The 14,396-nt window shown below is 63.3% G+C and carries 11 protein-coding genes; 4 read left to right on the top strand and 7 right to left on the bottom strand.

Features of this window, described 5'->3' with window-relative positions; translation table 11 throughout:
* Positions 1 to 229: 229 nt before the first annotated feature.
* From AC07OF_RS25665 to AC07OF_RS25635, 7 genes are all read right to left on the bottom strand, one after another.
* Positions 230 to 685, bottom strand: coding sequence for a MaoC family dehydratase (locus AC07OF_RS25665; RefSeq protein ID WP_157192299.1), 456 nt, complete (start codon positions 683 to 685; stop codon positions 230 to 232).
* Between the two features lie 36 nt (positions 686 to 721).
* Positions 722 to 1,861: an acyl-CoA dehydrogenase family protein gene (locus AC07OF_RS25660; protein WP_495073670.1), complete on the bottom strand. Its 1,140-nt coding sequence runs from the start codon at positions 1,859 to 1,861 to the stop codon at positions 722 to 724.
* Positions 1,862 to 1,876: 15 nt separating this feature from the next.
* Complete coding sequence (locus AC07OF_RS25655; RefSeq protein ID WP_495073669.1) at positions 1,877 to 3,073, bottom strand: acyl-CoA dehydrogenase family protein; 1,197 nt, start codon at positions 3,071 to 3,073, stop codon at positions 1,877 to 1,879.
* 13 nt (positions 3,074 to 3,086) lie between these two features.
* The gene (locus AC07OF_RS25650) at positions 3,087 to 4,274 is read right to left on the bottom strand and encodes a lipid-transfer protein (protein WP_342625296.1); all 1,188 of its coding nucleotides are present in this window, start codon (positions 4,272 to 4,274) and stop codon (positions 3,087 to 3,089) included.
* A gap of 130 nt (positions 4,275 to 4,404) precedes the next feature.
* Positions 4,405 to 5,205 (bottom strand): enoyl-CoA hydratase/isomerase family protein, encoded by an 801-nt coding sequence (locus AC07OF_RS25645; protein WP_157192295.1) that lies wholly within the window; start codon positions 5,203 to 5,205, stop codon positions 4,405 to 4,407.
* A 17-nt stretch (positions 5,206 to 5,222) separates the two neighbouring features.
* On the bottom strand, positions 5,223 to 6,368 hold the full coding sequence (locus tag AC07OF_RS25640) for an acyl-CoA dehydrogenase family protein (protein WP_157192294.1): 1,146 nt from the start codon (positions 6,366 to 6,368) through the stop codon (positions 5,223 to 5,225).
* Between the two features lie 114 nt (positions 6,369 to 6,482).
* Positions 6,483 to 9,194, bottom strand: a complete 2,712-nt coding sequence (locus AC07OF_RS25635; protein WP_495073668.1) for a winged helix-turn-helix domain-containing protein — start codon at positions 9,192 to 9,194, stop codon at positions 6,483 to 6,485.
* A gap of 167 nt (positions 9,195 to 9,361) precedes the next feature.
* On the opposite strand from AC07OF_RS25635, the gene AC07OF_RS25630 reads away from it, so the two are divergent.
* From AC07OF_RS25630 to AC07OF_RS25615, 4 genes are all read left to right on the top strand, one after another.
* Positions 9,362 to 10,135, top strand: a complete 774-nt coding sequence (locus AC07OF_RS25630; RefSeq protein ID WP_157192292.1) for an enoyl-CoA hydratase/isomerase family protein — start codon at positions 9,362 to 9,364, stop codon at positions 10,133 to 10,135.
* Positions 10,136 to 10,180: 45 nt separating this feature from the next.
* Positions 10,181 to 11,425: a thiolase family protein gene (locus tag AC07OF_RS25625; protein ID WP_495073667.1), complete on the top strand. Its 1,245-nt coding sequence runs from the start codon at positions 10,181 to 10,183 to the stop codon at positions 11,423 to 11,425.
* Positions 11,426 to 11,510: 85 nt separating this feature from the next.
* Positions 11,511 to 12,431, top strand: coding sequence for an SDR family NAD(P)-dependent oxidoreductase (locus AC07OF_RS25620; RefSeq protein WP_038610249.1), 921 nt, complete (start codon positions 11,511 to 11,513; stop codon positions 12,429 to 12,431).
* A gap of 83 nt (positions 12,432 to 12,514) precedes the next feature.
* On the top strand, positions 12,515 to 14,086 hold the full coding sequence (locus tag AC07OF_RS25615; protein ID WP_232478247.1) for an AMP-binding protein: 1,572 nt from the start codon (positions 12,515 to 12,517) through the stop codon (positions 14,084 to 14,086).
* The last annotated feature ends 310 nt before the right edge of the window (positions 14,087 to 14,396 follow it).

Genomic DNA, 14,396 nt, shown 5'->3' with positions numbered 1-14,396 from the left:
CGGAGCGCAGCGTAGGGCCGGATGCAGGAGCAAGCGGTTTTGGTTCCTTTTGCCAAGACAAAAGGGACCCGCCGTAAGGGCGGAAGGGGCCGGCAGCATCGCCACACCAAATGGATAAGCTCACAGCCACAGCCACAACAAACCAACCCCAGGACCATAGTCCCGCGAAGATCCAAAAAAAACGCCACGCGGCATGATCATGCGCGTGGCGTTGGTACAGCAGCAGCGGTCAGGCGAAAACCCGCAAGATGGTCTCCGCCACACAGGCCGGCTTGGCTGCGCCTTCAATCTCAACGGTCATCTCATAGGTCACCTGAGCACCGTTACCGTCCAGCGCCTCCCAGGACTGCACCTTGAAATGCGCACGCAACCGGCTGTCCACCGGCACCGGCTGCACAAAGCGCACTTTGTTCATGCCGTAGTTCACGCCCATCTTCACGTCGCGCAGCTCGAAGGCGTTGGTCATGAAGGTCGGCAGCAGGCTCAAGGTCAGAAAGCCATGGGCAATCGGCTTGCCAAACGGCCCGGTGGCCGCGCGTTCAGGGTCGACGTGGATCCACTGGTGATCGCCGGTGGCTTCGGCAAAGGTATTGATGCGTTGCTGATCGATGCTGACCCAGTCACTGGTGCCGACGACTTCGCCGACCAGGCCTTGCAGTTCAGCCAGGGTTTCGTAGCTCTTCATTGTTGTTGTGTTCTCGATGTTTTTGCGGTTGACGGATCAGGCGCGCAGCTCGGCCTGCAAGGCGGCGGCATAGGCGGCTTCGTGGCTGTCACTGCTGCCCAGCAGCACCTCGGCGACAACGGCCCGCTTGTAGTAGTGCCCGACCAGGTACTCCTCGGTCATGCCAATCCCGCCGTGCAACTGGATACCCTGGCCACAGACGAACCTGGCAGCGCGGCAGATGAGCATCTTGGCGCCTGACACGGTCTTGTCGCGGGTCACCTGGTCATCGTTGGCCATCGAGGCCAGGGCAACGTGCAGGCTTGAACGCGCCAGTTCCAGCTCCGCAGCCATGTCCGCCAGGCGGTGCTGCAAGGCCTGGAACGAACCGATGGGCACGCCGAACTGCTGGCGAACCTTGAGGTAGTCGGCGGTGACTTCAATGGTTTTCTCCATGCCACCGATCAGCTCGGCACACAGGGCGACAATGCCGTTGGCCAGGCCCTGGCGCAGCCCGGGCAAACCCTGCCCGGCTTCACCCAGCAAGGCATCGGCGCCGACTTCAACGCCGTCGAAGTGCAGTTCCTGAACCCAGCTGCCATCGTGCAACGGCAGCGTCTGGGCTGTCAGTCCGGGACAATCCGCGTCTACCAGCAGCAGGCTGATACCTGGCGTATCCGGTATCTGCGCGGAAACGACGAACGCTTGCGCGCCCGGGGCCCCGAGCACCAGGCTTTTGCGCCCGGACAGGCGAAAACCGTCGCCCTTGCGCTCGGCCTGCAGCGTTACCGGCTCCGGCATACCGCGCGAACCCGCTTCGCTGTAGGCCAGCGCTACACGGTAGCTGCCATCGGCCATCTGTGGCAGCAGCTGAGCCTTTTGCGCCTCGCTAGCGGCGGCCAGCACGGTCTGGGCAGCCAGCACGCCACAGCCCAGGAAAGGCTCCAGCACCAGGCCGCGGCCCAGCTCCTGGGCAATGATCACCGTATCCACCAGCGAGCCGCCCAGCCCGCCATAGGCCTCCGGCAGCGCCGCCATCAGCCAGCCGTTGGCAGCGAAGATGCCCCAGTTGTCCGCACTACCGTTCTTGCCCGCTTTGAGCAGGGCGGTACGCGCCTCGAAACTGTAGGCCTTGTCTACATAACGTCGCAGGCTGTCCTGCAACAGTTGTTGTTCCGAAGTGAATTCGAAATCCATAGCGGTTTCCTGATATCAGAGTTGGAACAGCATCTTGGCGATAATGCCGCGCTGCACTTCGCTGGTGCCGCCGTAGATGGTCGATGCCCGGCGCAGGAACATATCGTTGCAAATGCCCCGGGCCAGCGCCTGCTGCGGGAATGGATGTTCGGGATCGGCCTCATGCGGATGCGCATAGGCGATTGCACCGTAGTCCCCCAGCGCCTCGATCTGCGCCTCGGTCATGCGTTGCTGCAATTCGGTGGCGCGAATCTTGAGCATCGAACCCAGCGTGTGTGACGCCGGGTTGTGCTGTTCATCCAGACGCGCGACACGCTGCACCAGCATTTCGATGGCCTGCAGTTCAGCCTCCAGGCGCGCTAGCTTGAGGGCGAACTCCGGGCGTTCGAACAGTGGCTGGCCGGCCACTTGCAGCGTGGAGCCGATCAAGCGCAGTTCCCGCAGGTAGCGTTTCAGCTCAGGCAGATCGGCGGTGGTGGCATGTTCGTTGTTGAGCAGGAATTTGGTGATGCTCCAGCCCTGCCCTTCACTGCCAATCAGGTTGCCTACCGGCACCCGCACATTGTCGAAGAAGGTTTCGTTCAGGTGATGGGCATCGTCGATGCTGCGGATCGGCCGTACGGTGATACCGGGCGTGCGCATGTCCACCAGCAGGAAGCTGATACCGGCCTGCTTCTTCACCTGCGCATCGGTGCGCACCAGCAGGAAGATCCAGTCGGCGTGGTGGGCATAGCTGGTCCAGATTTTCTGGCCGTTGACCACATAGTGGTCACCGTCACGCTCGGCACGGGTGCGCAGCGACGCCAGGTCGGAGCCGGCGCCAGGCTCGGAAAAGCCCTGGCACCACAGACGCTCGCCATTGAACACGGCTGGCAGGTGCTCGGCCTTTTGTTCGGGTGTGGCAAAGGCATTGAGCACCGGCCCGAGCATCTTGTGCACGAAGCCATCCTGGGTGGGGGTACCGGCCAGGCTGCATTCGTCATCGAACACCAGGATCTGCGGTACCGACCAGCCCGTGCCGCCGTGTTCCTTGGGCCAGTACGGCGCTCCCCAGCCGCGCTGGTTGAGGAGCTTTTGCCAGCGCATGATCTGCTCGCGCGGCGAGCGGGTGCAGCGCTGTTGCCCTTTCAGGTCCGCCGGGACCTGGTCGCGAAGGAACTGACGGACCTCTGCGCGGAACGCCTCAAGGCTGGTATCAGGTCGAAAATCCATGGTGTTTCCCCTGTCAGTCTTTACGGTACAGGGTGACGACGCAGGCGCCACCAATGCCGATGTTGTGTTGCAGGGCAATGCGCGCACCCTCTACCTGACGCTGCTCGGCGCGGCCACGCAGTTGCAGGACCAGCTCGGTGCATTGCGCCAGGCCCGTTGCGCCAATCGGGTGGCCTTTGGAAAGCAGGCCGCCGGACGGGTTGACCACATACTGGCCGCCATAGGTGTTGTCGCCATCGTCGACAAACTTCTGCGCCCCGCCTTCCGGGCACAGGCCCAGGGATTCGTAGGTCAGCAGCTCGTTCTGGGCGAAGCAGTCGTGCAGTTCGACCACGTGCACGTCCTCGGCACCGATACCGGCCATTTCATAGGCTTGCCGGGCCGCGGCGCGCGACATCGAGTAACCGGCCACGTCGCGCATGTCGCCGGACTTGAAGGTTTCCGCGCCATCGGTGGTCAGCGCCTGGCCGGCAATCGACACACTGCGGTCCAGGCCATGCTTCAACGCATAGGCCTCGCTGCACAGCACCACTGCGGCAGCACCGCAGGTCGGTGGGCAGGCCATCAGCCGGGTCATCACTTCCGGCCACACCACCTGATCGGCCATGACCTCTTCGGTGGTGATCACCTTGCGGAACACTGCCTTGGGGTTGTTGGCCGCATGACGGCTGGCCTTGGCGCGAATCTTGGCGAAGGTTTCCAGCGGCGTGCCGAAGCGCTTCATGTGCTCCACCCCGGCGCTGCCGAAGATGCGCAACGCTGCCGGGATTTCGGAGGCACCAGGAATGGCTTCGTCGCATTGATCGAGGAACAGCTCCAGCGGGCTCGGACGGTCCGGGAAGGCGCTGCCGATGGCACCGGGGATCATTTGCTCGAAACCGAAGGCCAGGACGATGTCGACCATGCCGCTGGCAATCGCCTGGTTGGCCAGGAACAGCGCGGTAGAGCCGCTGGCGCAGTTATTGTTGACGTTGATCACCGGGATGCCGGTCATGCCGACGTTGTAGAGCACGCGCTGACCACAGGTGGAGTCGCCGAAGACAAAGCTGGCATACGCCTGCTGGACCGACTCGTAACCGACCCCGGCATCGGCCAGGGCCAGACGCACGGCCTGCTCGCCCATGACTGCATAGGTTTCGCTCTGGCCCGGCTTGACGAAGGGAATCATACCGACACCCGCGATGACGACTTTCTGCCTCATGTCTTACTCCTCAGCGTTGGATACCCTGCCGGCCCTTGGGGGCTTGTACGCCGGGTTGTACCGGGCGGCAGGCTTTGAGTCTCAAGGATAGGCGCGCGCTCAAGCACACGGCCCCTCCCTATTTGGAGGTTTACGGCGCTGGCAGCACCGCGCCACGGTAGGGCAAGCCTTCTTTGCCGAGGAAGCGCCGTACGGCTTCGGCATGGTAATGGCTGGCCCCGCACAAGGACTGGGCACAGGCTTCGAACTCGGTCATCGCCGGGCGATCGGTCTCGAAGGAGCGGTTCAGCAGTGTCTTGCTCAATGCTAATGCATCCGCAGGGGCATCATCGAACTGGCGGGCGAACTGCAGGGCACTGTCGAGCAACTGCTCCTGATCGATGATCGCCTGAGCCAGGCCGAGCGCCAAGGCCTGCTGCGCATCCACTGCACGGGCGCAAAAAATCAGCTCCTTGGCCTTGGCCAGGCCGACCAGGCGCGGCAGCACATAAAGCATCGACAGGTCCGGCACCAGCCCAAGGCTCAGGAACGTCGGCAACAGCCGCACGCGTGGCGTGACAAACATGAAGTCGGCGGCCAGGGCCAGGGAAAAGCCTGCGCCTACGGCTGCGCCATCGACGGCAGCAATGACCGGCTTGGGCATGTCGGCAAGGCCGCTGAACCACTCTTGAAAGCCCAGCACCAGCTTGCGTCCGGCAAACGCCGCATCCTCACCCTCATCCAGGCTGCCAAGGTCGAAACCGGAACAAAAGGCGCCGCCAGCGCCGGTCAGCACGATCGAACGCACCGAACGATCATCGCGCGCCGCCTTCAGGGCAACCGGCAAGGCCTCGTTGATGGCCGCCTCGAAGGCGTTCTTCTTCTGCGGCCGGTTCAGGGTGATCAGCGCTGTCTTGCCGATCCGTTCATACAGCACCGGACTGTCAGTCATGCCCCTTCCCTCCTCACTCACAGGTTGCGCGCGATAATCACTTTCTGGATATGGCTGGTTCCCTCATAGATCTTGGTCACCCGCACATCACGGCAGTAGCGCTCCACCGGGAAATCGCTGAGGTAGCCGTAGCCGCCATGGATCTGCAGCGCTTCAGAGCAGACCTTCTCGGCCATTTCACTGGCGAACAGCTTGGCGATCGAGGCTTCCTTGGCGCAGGGTACACCGGCGTAATGCAGGCGCGCGGCGTGCAGCATGTAGTTTTGCGCGACCTCGAACTGGGTGGCCATGTCGGCCAGGTCGAACGCCACCCCTTGCAGGTTGATGATCGGTGCGCCGTAGGCTTCACGCTCTTGCGCATACTTCACCGCGGCCTCCAGCGCAGCACGGGCGCCGCCCACGGCGACGGCAGCGATGCCGATGCGCCCTTCGGACAGAGTCGCCATCAAACGCTTGTACGCGGTGCCCTCTTCGGCCAGCAGGTTGTGCGCCGGTACCCGGCAGTTGTCCAGCTGGATCGCGGCGACATGAGCGGAACGCTGGCCCATCTTGCTTTCCACGCGGGTCACGATGTAGCCGGGTTCGCGTGGATCGATGATGAACATGCTCGGGCCTTTGCGGCCCTCTGCAGTCTCGGTGCTCGCGGCAATGGCAAAGGCGATCCCGGCTTCGTTACCGTTGGAGATGAACTGTTTGCTGCCGTTGAGCACGTAATGGTCGCCATCGCGGCGCGCCGTGGTGCGAAACGCCGCGGTGTCGGAACCGGCCTGCGGCTCGGTGAGCAAGCCGGCGGCGATCAGTTCACCGCTGATCATGCCCGCCAGGTACTTGGCCTTCTGCTCTTCGGTACCGAAGCGGTGGAGCATGTCGGCCATCCCGTTGTGTACATGCAGGATAGTGGCGAAACCGGCGTCCGCCGCCGCAAACTCCTCGATGCACAGGCAGTATTCGGGAAAGGACATGCCGGCGCCGCCGGACTCCTCGGGAATGTGCATGCCCAGAAAGCCCAGTTCGGCCACCGCCTTCAGCTCCGCGTGTGGCCAGGCGCCGGTACGGTCGCGTTCGGCGGCGGTGGCACCCACCACTTCTTGCGCCACCTTGCGGGCGGCGTCACGGATCATGATTTCCTGCTCGCTCAGGAATGCTGCAGATGTATCGCTCATGGTCTTCCTCTTGAACCGGGTCGGATAGTCGTAGCTGACCTGAGCATGCGGGCTGACCCCGGCCGTGCGCGCCTATCCTCTCGGGAGGGCGCAGCGGCCGCCGCCAGCGTCCAGTCACTTGAGCAAGCCCTGCTGGCGCGCCAGGGTAATCGCCGCATAGCGGCTCGAGACGCCGAGTTTGGCGAGGATGTTTTTCACGTTCCACTTCACCGTACCGAAGGTGATGTTGAGCGTCAGGGCGATGCGCTTGTTCGACATGGCCTGGGCCACCAGCCCGAGGATTTCCAGCTCGCGCGGGGTCAGGCTGGCCCGTGGCGAATCGACCGTGTTCCTTGCCGCACAGGCCAGCGGCGATGGCACCTGCGCAGGCGTTTCGCGACTCAACAGGGCCTGCACGTACTCGGCAACAGCCGGCTCCCAGGCGATCGCATCCTGGTGCCTGGCAAGCAAGCCAAGCACACCCTGGCCTTCATCGAGCACGGTGCGCACCAGGCCCATCCGCGCGCCGGCTTCCAGCGCCTGCTGCAGGCTCACCAGCAGCGCATCCGTCTGCCCCAGCAACGCGTGCACCTGAGCGCTGAGCAGGTGCGCCCTGACCCAGCTGCGACCACGTGTCGCCTGTTCGACGTAGGCATGGACAGCCGGCAGCGCCTCCAGTGCCGACTGCCCGTCATGCCCGGCCAGCGCCAGACGCACGCGGGACAACGCCACCAGGTAGTCGATTTCGCCACGTGCTTCGGCATGCGGGCGCTGCGCCGCCGCCAAGCTCGCCAGACGTCCTGCCACCTCGGCGGCACGGCGGCTTTCGCCCTGCAGCACCAGCACCCGCACCTGCTCGGCCAGGATCAATGCCAGCAGCCGGTCCAGCCCCAGCACCTGAAAATGCGCGCCTTGCGTGTCGAGGAAGCTCAGCGCCGCCTGAGGCGAGTCTTGTTGCAGGGTGATGCGCGCGCGGCAAATCGAAGCCCGGCCCATCACATCAGGCATGGACGAACGCAAAATGCCGCTGCGGTTGGCCAGCACACGCAGGGCGTCATCGAGGCGGTCCAGTTCATAATAGGCGTCGCACAGCGTGGCGGCGCACAGGTTGGCAGACACCGACCCGCGCCCATAGGCTTCCTCGGCCCGGGCGATAACGCTCTCGCCGATGCTCAGGGCCTGGCGGGCATTGCCTTCCTTGAGGCGGGCCAGCGCCTGCGTGCTTTCAAACACCATGGCCATGTCGTTGGCGCGGTCTTGAAGATCGATCGGATACTGTTCATGCAGCTTGCGCGCATCCGCCGCACGTCCGACGGAAAGGTAGGCGGTGGCCAGGCCGGAGAAGCTGATGTAGCGCAACGAGCGGTTTTCCAGAGGCGCCTGGTGGGCCGCCTCGAGCAAGCTGATGACCCGCCGTGGCTGGTCGAGCTGCAGGGCGATTGCCGCATCGGCGAGCACCAGTTTCGAGGAGATCGCTGGATTGCGCGCAGCGTCGCTGCGGCGCATCTGTTCCAGCCAGCGCTGGGCTTTTTCCGGCCGGGCGGTGAAGGCGTAGGTCAGGCAGCCGGTGATGAACAGTTGGGGATGCGAAAACAGGGTGTCCTGCGGCAGCCGCTCAAGCAGGCTCAGCATCGGGCTGATATAGGCCATGCTCCAGGTGCTGGACGCAGCCTCCTCCATCGCCTTGATCGCATAGTCGCGATCCCCGCCGAGGTTGGCGTGGCGTACCGCTTCGACCAGATACTCCTGTTCGGCGAACCACTGGCTCGCACGGCGATGCAGCGCCTGGACCGCACCCTCGCCACGGGCCGCCAGGCGCTGGGTGAGAAATTCGCCGAACAAGGGATGGAATCGGTACCACGGCGTGCTGTCATCCGATTCGATGCGGTAGATCAGCAGGTTCTCGTCCTCGGCACGCTTGATCATCTCCGGGGCATGGCGGTTGGCGCTGACGAACGCCCCGAGGTCGGCGTTGAAACGCCGCAATATCGAGACTTTCTCCATGAACTCCAACAGCTCCGGCGACAGGCACACCAGCACATCCTCGGCCAGGTAGGCCTGCAGGTCAGCCGAGTTGCGCAGGATCGAGCGCAAGTGCGCACGCTTGCTCGGACGCACCCGCAACATGGTGGCAATCGGCTGCAGGCTGGCCGGCCAACCGCTGGTCAGGTCATGAATCAGCCGCTCTTCGTCGGCGCTGAGTACCAGGGTGCTGAGGTTCTGCTTGAAAAAGTCGCGGGTTTCGTCGGTATCGAAGGGCAACTCGACGGTATCGATCTCGACCACGTGGCCCTGCATGCGCAAACGCCCCAGGCTCAGCGCCGGCGTGGAGCGCGAGGCAATGGTGATATGCAGGTTGGCCGGGCAATGATCTAGCAGCTTCTGCATCAAGCGATGGGCGGCAGGCGATTCGACATGATGAAAGTCATCCATCAACAGGTGCAGTTCTTTGTCGATGCCGTGTGCGGCGTGGGTAACGATGGCGATCAGGGTGTTGATCGACTGCTCGCTGCCATCGCTGTGCAGCCAGTCCTGTTCGATGGCGATCCCCAGACGCTGCAACGCCTCGAGCAAATACGAGAGGAAGCTGCCGAACTGCCGGTCGTCGAGGCTGAACGAGATCCAGGCCACGTCCAGCCCGGCCTTCATCAGTTCCAGACGCCATTGCGCGAGCAGGATGGTCTTGCCGAAGCCTGCCCCCCCGGTAATCAGCGTTGCGCTGCACGGCTGCGACTCGCGCAGGCGGCCCAGCAGCTGGCTACGGACAATGTGCCGAGCGTTCAGGCGCGGTGGCGAGAACTTGGTGGCGACCAGCAGATCGCCGGCGTTGATGACATTTGTATGCATTATTAGAGTCTCCGCCCGTGGCAGTGTTGCCTGGATGTCGCCCGCATCCTGCAACAGACACCAGGGTGGGCGCCCCCGTCCGCAAGGGGGGGGGTGAGGCCCTGAGGCACTCGCGTAAGTTCCAATTCAGACAGAAACGTCAATTGCAGCGTGATTGAGGATTGGAGATGAGCGAGTCCGTTTCTTTTGAAATCAAGGGCCAGGTGGGCTGGATCACCTTGACCCGGCCCAAGGCCATGAATGCCCTGAACCGTGAAATGCTGGAGGCCATGACCGCCCGCCTGCACGCCTGGGAAAACGACAACCAGGTCCGCGTGGTGGTGCTGACCGCCACCGGCACGGCGTTCTGCGCCGGCGCCGACCTCAAGGCCGGTGGCACCCCGCTGCCGGGCGAGAAAGACCTGCTCGACACTATCGTCACCTTCTTCGATACCTTGCGGGTGTTCCCCAAGCCGGTCATCGCCGCCGTCAACGGCCTGGCCCTGGCCGGTGGCCTGGAAACCGTACTGTGCTGCGACCTGGTCATCGCCGCCCAGAGCGCGCGCTTCGGCGATGCCCACTCCAACTTCGGCGTGTTCCCTGGCGGTGGTGGCGCGGCGGTACTGCCACGCAAGATCCCGGAGAACATCGCCAAGTACATGCTGTTCACCGGTGACGCCCTGCCCGCCCAGGACATGAAGACCTACGGCCTGGTCTGCGAAGTGGTCGCCGATGCCGAGCTGCTCGAACGCGTTCAGGCCCTGGGCGACAAACTGGCGCAGAAGAGTCCGCTGGTGCTGCGCAAGATGAAAAAAGTCGCCGACGAAGCCGGTGACAAGTCGCGTGCCGATGCCCTGCGCCAGGAACTGCTGGAGCTGCGCAACCACCAGCGCTCCTACGACATGGCCGAAGGCGTGCGCGCCTTTGCCGAGAAGCGCAAGCCTGATTTCAAAGGTTACTGAGCCGGGCGCCCTGCCCCCCTTACTTCTGAACAATTCGAGGCAACGATGGAAAACGTATACATCGTCGGCGTTGGCATGACCGCCTTTGGCCGGCACATCGACAAGTCCGTCAAGCAACTCACCGCCTGGGCGGTGGAAGACGCGCTCAAAGACGCCGGTTGCGAGCGCAAGTGGATCCAGGTCGGCTTCTTCGGCAACTGCACCCAGGGCCATTTCGATGGCCAGCACATGATCCGTGGCCAGGTAGCACTGTTGCCGCTGGGCCTGGACGGTATCCCGATCTTCAACATCGAAGGCGCCTGTGCCTCGTCGAGCCATGCCTTCAACCTGGCGGTGACCCAGCTGCAGGCGGGCGCTGCCGAGGTCGCCCTGGCGGTCGGCGCGGAAAAGATGTTCTACAGCGACAAGGCAAAAATGTTCTCCGCCTTCGAATCGGCCTGGGACATTGAAACCTTCGAAGAGAACAAGCACTACCTGGCCGCCATGGGCCAAGGCGTCGTGCCGCCTGCCGGCTCGCAATCGGAGAAGCCCTACAGCCCGTTCATGGACGTCTACGCAGCCCTCGGCCGTGGCGGCCTGATGGAGCGCTATGGCGTGACGCAGCGCCAGCTGGCCGCCGTTGCCTCGAAGAACCACGGTCATTCGGTGCACAACCAGCGCTCGCAGTACCGCAACGCCATGAGCATCGAGGAAATCCTCGCCGCGCCGCCGATCACCTACCCGATCACACTGCCGATGTGCTCGCCGATCTCCGATGGCGCCGCTGCAGCGATCCTGTGCACCGAGTCGGCGCTGAAAAAATACGGCTTCGACAAGCACCGTGCGATCAAGGTCCTGGCCAGTGTGGTGCGTTCCGCCTCAGCCCGCGCTGCCGACGACTACGAAAAGGGCTGTACCCACCTGGCCGGCAAAGCCGCATTCGAACAAGCCGGTATTGCCCCGCAGGACGTCGATGTGGCCGAAGTGCATGACGCCACAGCCATCGGCGAGCTGCTCGCTATCGAGGCGCTGGGGCTATGCGAACCGGGGATGAGCGGGGTCATGGCCGAGCGCGGCGACAGCGCCCTCGGCGGCCGCTTGCCGGTCAACCCGTCCGGCGGCCTGGAGTCCAAAGGCCATCCGATCGGCGCCACCGGCATCGGGCAGATTTTCGAGCTGGTCGAGCAACTGCGTGGCAACTGCGGCCCGCGTCAGGTAGAAGGTGCGCGCATTGCCCTGCAAGGCAACGGCGGCGGCCTCTGGCGCGTGGAAGAATCCACCGAGCATGTCGGTATTTTCAGCCGCGCCTGATCTTTATGGGGAACGGCGACTCAGGGGAAACCACGCACTTCCTCCGCCGTTCGCCACCTATTATCAATAACAAGAGGAAAACACCATGACCATTCGCTTCGATGACCGTGTTGCCATCGTCACCGGCGCCGGCAACGGCCTGGGCCGCGTTCACGCCCTGAACCTGGCCGCCCGTGGCGCCAAGGTGGTGATCAACGACTTCGGCGGTAGCCGCGACGGCTCCGGCAGCTCTTCCGACGCCGCCCTGGCTGTGGTCGAAGAAATCCGCCAGGCCGGTGGCACTGCCATCGCCAACGGTGCCAACGTGGCCGACTACGAGCAGGTCCAGGCCATGGTCAAACAGGCGGTAGAAGCCTTCGGTCGCGTCGACATCCTGATCAACAACGCCGGCATCCTGCGCGACAAGTCGTTCGCCAAGATGGAGATGGCCGACATTCAGGCGGTGATCAATGTCCACCTGATGGGCTCGATGAACTGCAGCAAAGCGGTGTGGGAGCTGATGCGCGAGCAGAACTACGGGCGCATCCTGATGACCACCTCGGCGGCCGGCCTGTTCGGCAACTTCGGCCAGGCCAACTATGGCGCGGCGAAAATGGCCGTGGTCGGCCTGATGAACATGCTTGCCATCGAAGGCCGCAAGAACAACATTCTGGTCAACACCCTGGCACCGATGGCCGCCACGCGCATGACCGAAGACGTCATGCCGGCCGAACTGCTGGCCGCCAGCCGCCCTGAGCAGGTCACCCCGGGCGCGCTGTTCCTGGTCAGTGAAAACGCACCGACCAAGCTGATCCTCGGCGCCGGTGCCGGTGTGTTCAGCGCCGTGCGCATGGAAGAAACCGCGCCGGTGTACATCGGCAACGACGAGCTGTCGCCGGAGGCCATCGAGGCACACCTGGAGCAGATCACCGACTGGAGCAGCGCCGTGCCCCGCGATGACGCCAACCAGCAGGTGAAGGTCTTCATCGACACCGCCCTGCAGGCCATCAAGGCTCAGCAGGCCTGAGCTTGCGCGGGACAGGGCTCGAGATAAACGTGCGATGATGATCGCAACGGGCGTGCAGCCACACGCCCGGACGGAGAATAACCATGACAATAATGAACTTCGCACACACGGTCGGTAACCTGGCCGTGCGTTTCGGCGACCGGGAAGCCCTGGTCAACATCGAGCGCAATCGACGCTATACCTTCCGTGAGCTGCACGCGCTGACCAATCGCATTGTCAACATGCTGCGCGAGCGTCTTGAACTGCGCCGCGGGGATGTCTACCTGTGCATTCTGGAAAACGACAATATCTCGCTGTTCCATGCCTGGACCGCGCTCAAGGGTGATGCATCGGCAGCCTACACCAACTATCGCGACGCCTTCGAAGAGCATCGCTGGCAGGTGGAGTTTCTGCGGCCGAAAGTGGTGTTTATCGAGAACGCCCTGATCGATCGCTATTTCGACCTGCTGCATGGCCAAGGCATCAAGGTTGTCTGCATGGACCCTCCCGCCACCCCGCGCGAGGGTCTGTGGTATTTCTGGGACCTGCTTGAAGGCGTCCCGGATCACAACCCCGGCATCGACAACGACGTACAGAAGGACGCGCTGGTTTATCGCTTCACCGGTGGCACCACCGGCCAGAGCAAATGCGCCGCCTACACCATCGACAACTGGATGGCGCTGCGCGATTCGATGTACCTGGAGGCTGAACAGCCTTACCAGCCGGACACCCGCTTCCTGCACATGGCGCCCATCAGCCACGGCTCCGGCCTGGGGCTGTTGCCAACTTTGTTCCGCGGTGGTTGCACCCTGACCCAGAACATCCCGGACCTGGCGCAACTGTGCCGCAACATCGAAGCAGAACAGGCCACCATGACCCTGCTGGTGCCGACCATGATCTACCGTCTGCTGGAATTGCCCGAAGCCAGGGACTACGACCTGTCCTCGCTGCAGACCATGGCCTACGGTGCCGCACCGATGAGCCCGACGAAACTGCGCCAGGCCCAGGAGCGTTTCGGCAACATCTTCATGCAGATCTACGGCGCCACCGAAAGCCTGCATGCCGTTGCCCTGCTGAGCAAGGCCGATCACCTGACCGAGAACGAAAAACAACTGTCTTCGGCCGGGCGTATCGCCGTCGGCGCGGAGATCCTGATTGTCGACGACAACGGCCAGGAAGTGCCGCTGGGCACCACCGGCGAACTGTGGGTGCGTTCTCGCGGGACGATTGCCGGTTACTACAAGAATCCTGAAGGCACGGCCACGGAGTTTCACAACGGCTACTGGAAATCCGGCGACATGGGTTACATCGACCCGCAGGGCTTCCTGTTCCTGGTTGATCGCAAGAAAGACATGATCATCACCGGTGGTTTCAACGTGTACGCCATTGAGGTGGAAGCGGCGCTCAATGCTCACCCGGCGGTGTCCAATTCGGCAGTGGTCGGTATTCCCCATGAGGAATGGGGCGAGGCGGTACATGCCGAAGTGGTGCTCAAAGCCGGTGAAAGCGTTTCAGCCCAGGCGTTGATCGAGCATGTGAAAGGTCGCCTGGGGCGGTTCAAAGTGCCCAAGTCCATTGTGTTTGTCGACGCGCTGCCGGTCAGTGTGGTGGGCAAGGTGTTGCGTCGCCAGGTGCGGGAAAAGTACTGGAAAGACAAGGCGCGTTGCGTGTCCTGACGCGCCTTGGTTCGTTAAGAATACCCCTTCGTTTTGTGCCCTGATGTCCCCTTCCGACCTTGGTCAGGCGGGGACATCGGGGCTTTTTTTTGGGGTTTGGATGTTGAGTCTGCGGGCTTATCCATATTGTGTGGCGATGCTGCCGGCCCCTTCCGCCTTTATGACGGCCTTTCGCTTCGGTGTCCTGAAGTCGCGAAGTTATGGGCGGCGCCTGTGCTGACGCATCTTCGAAATCAGATCCTCGCGGAGCCAGGCTGATGCCATCGCGGGGCAAGCCCGCTCCCACCGGGTTAAATAGTCTTCCAGTGGG

Source organism: Pseudomonas sp. GW821-FHT10B02, assembly GCF_059415665.1.
Note: the sequence above shows the minus strand (reverse complement) of the source record. Positions and strands in the feature narration are given on the sequence as shown.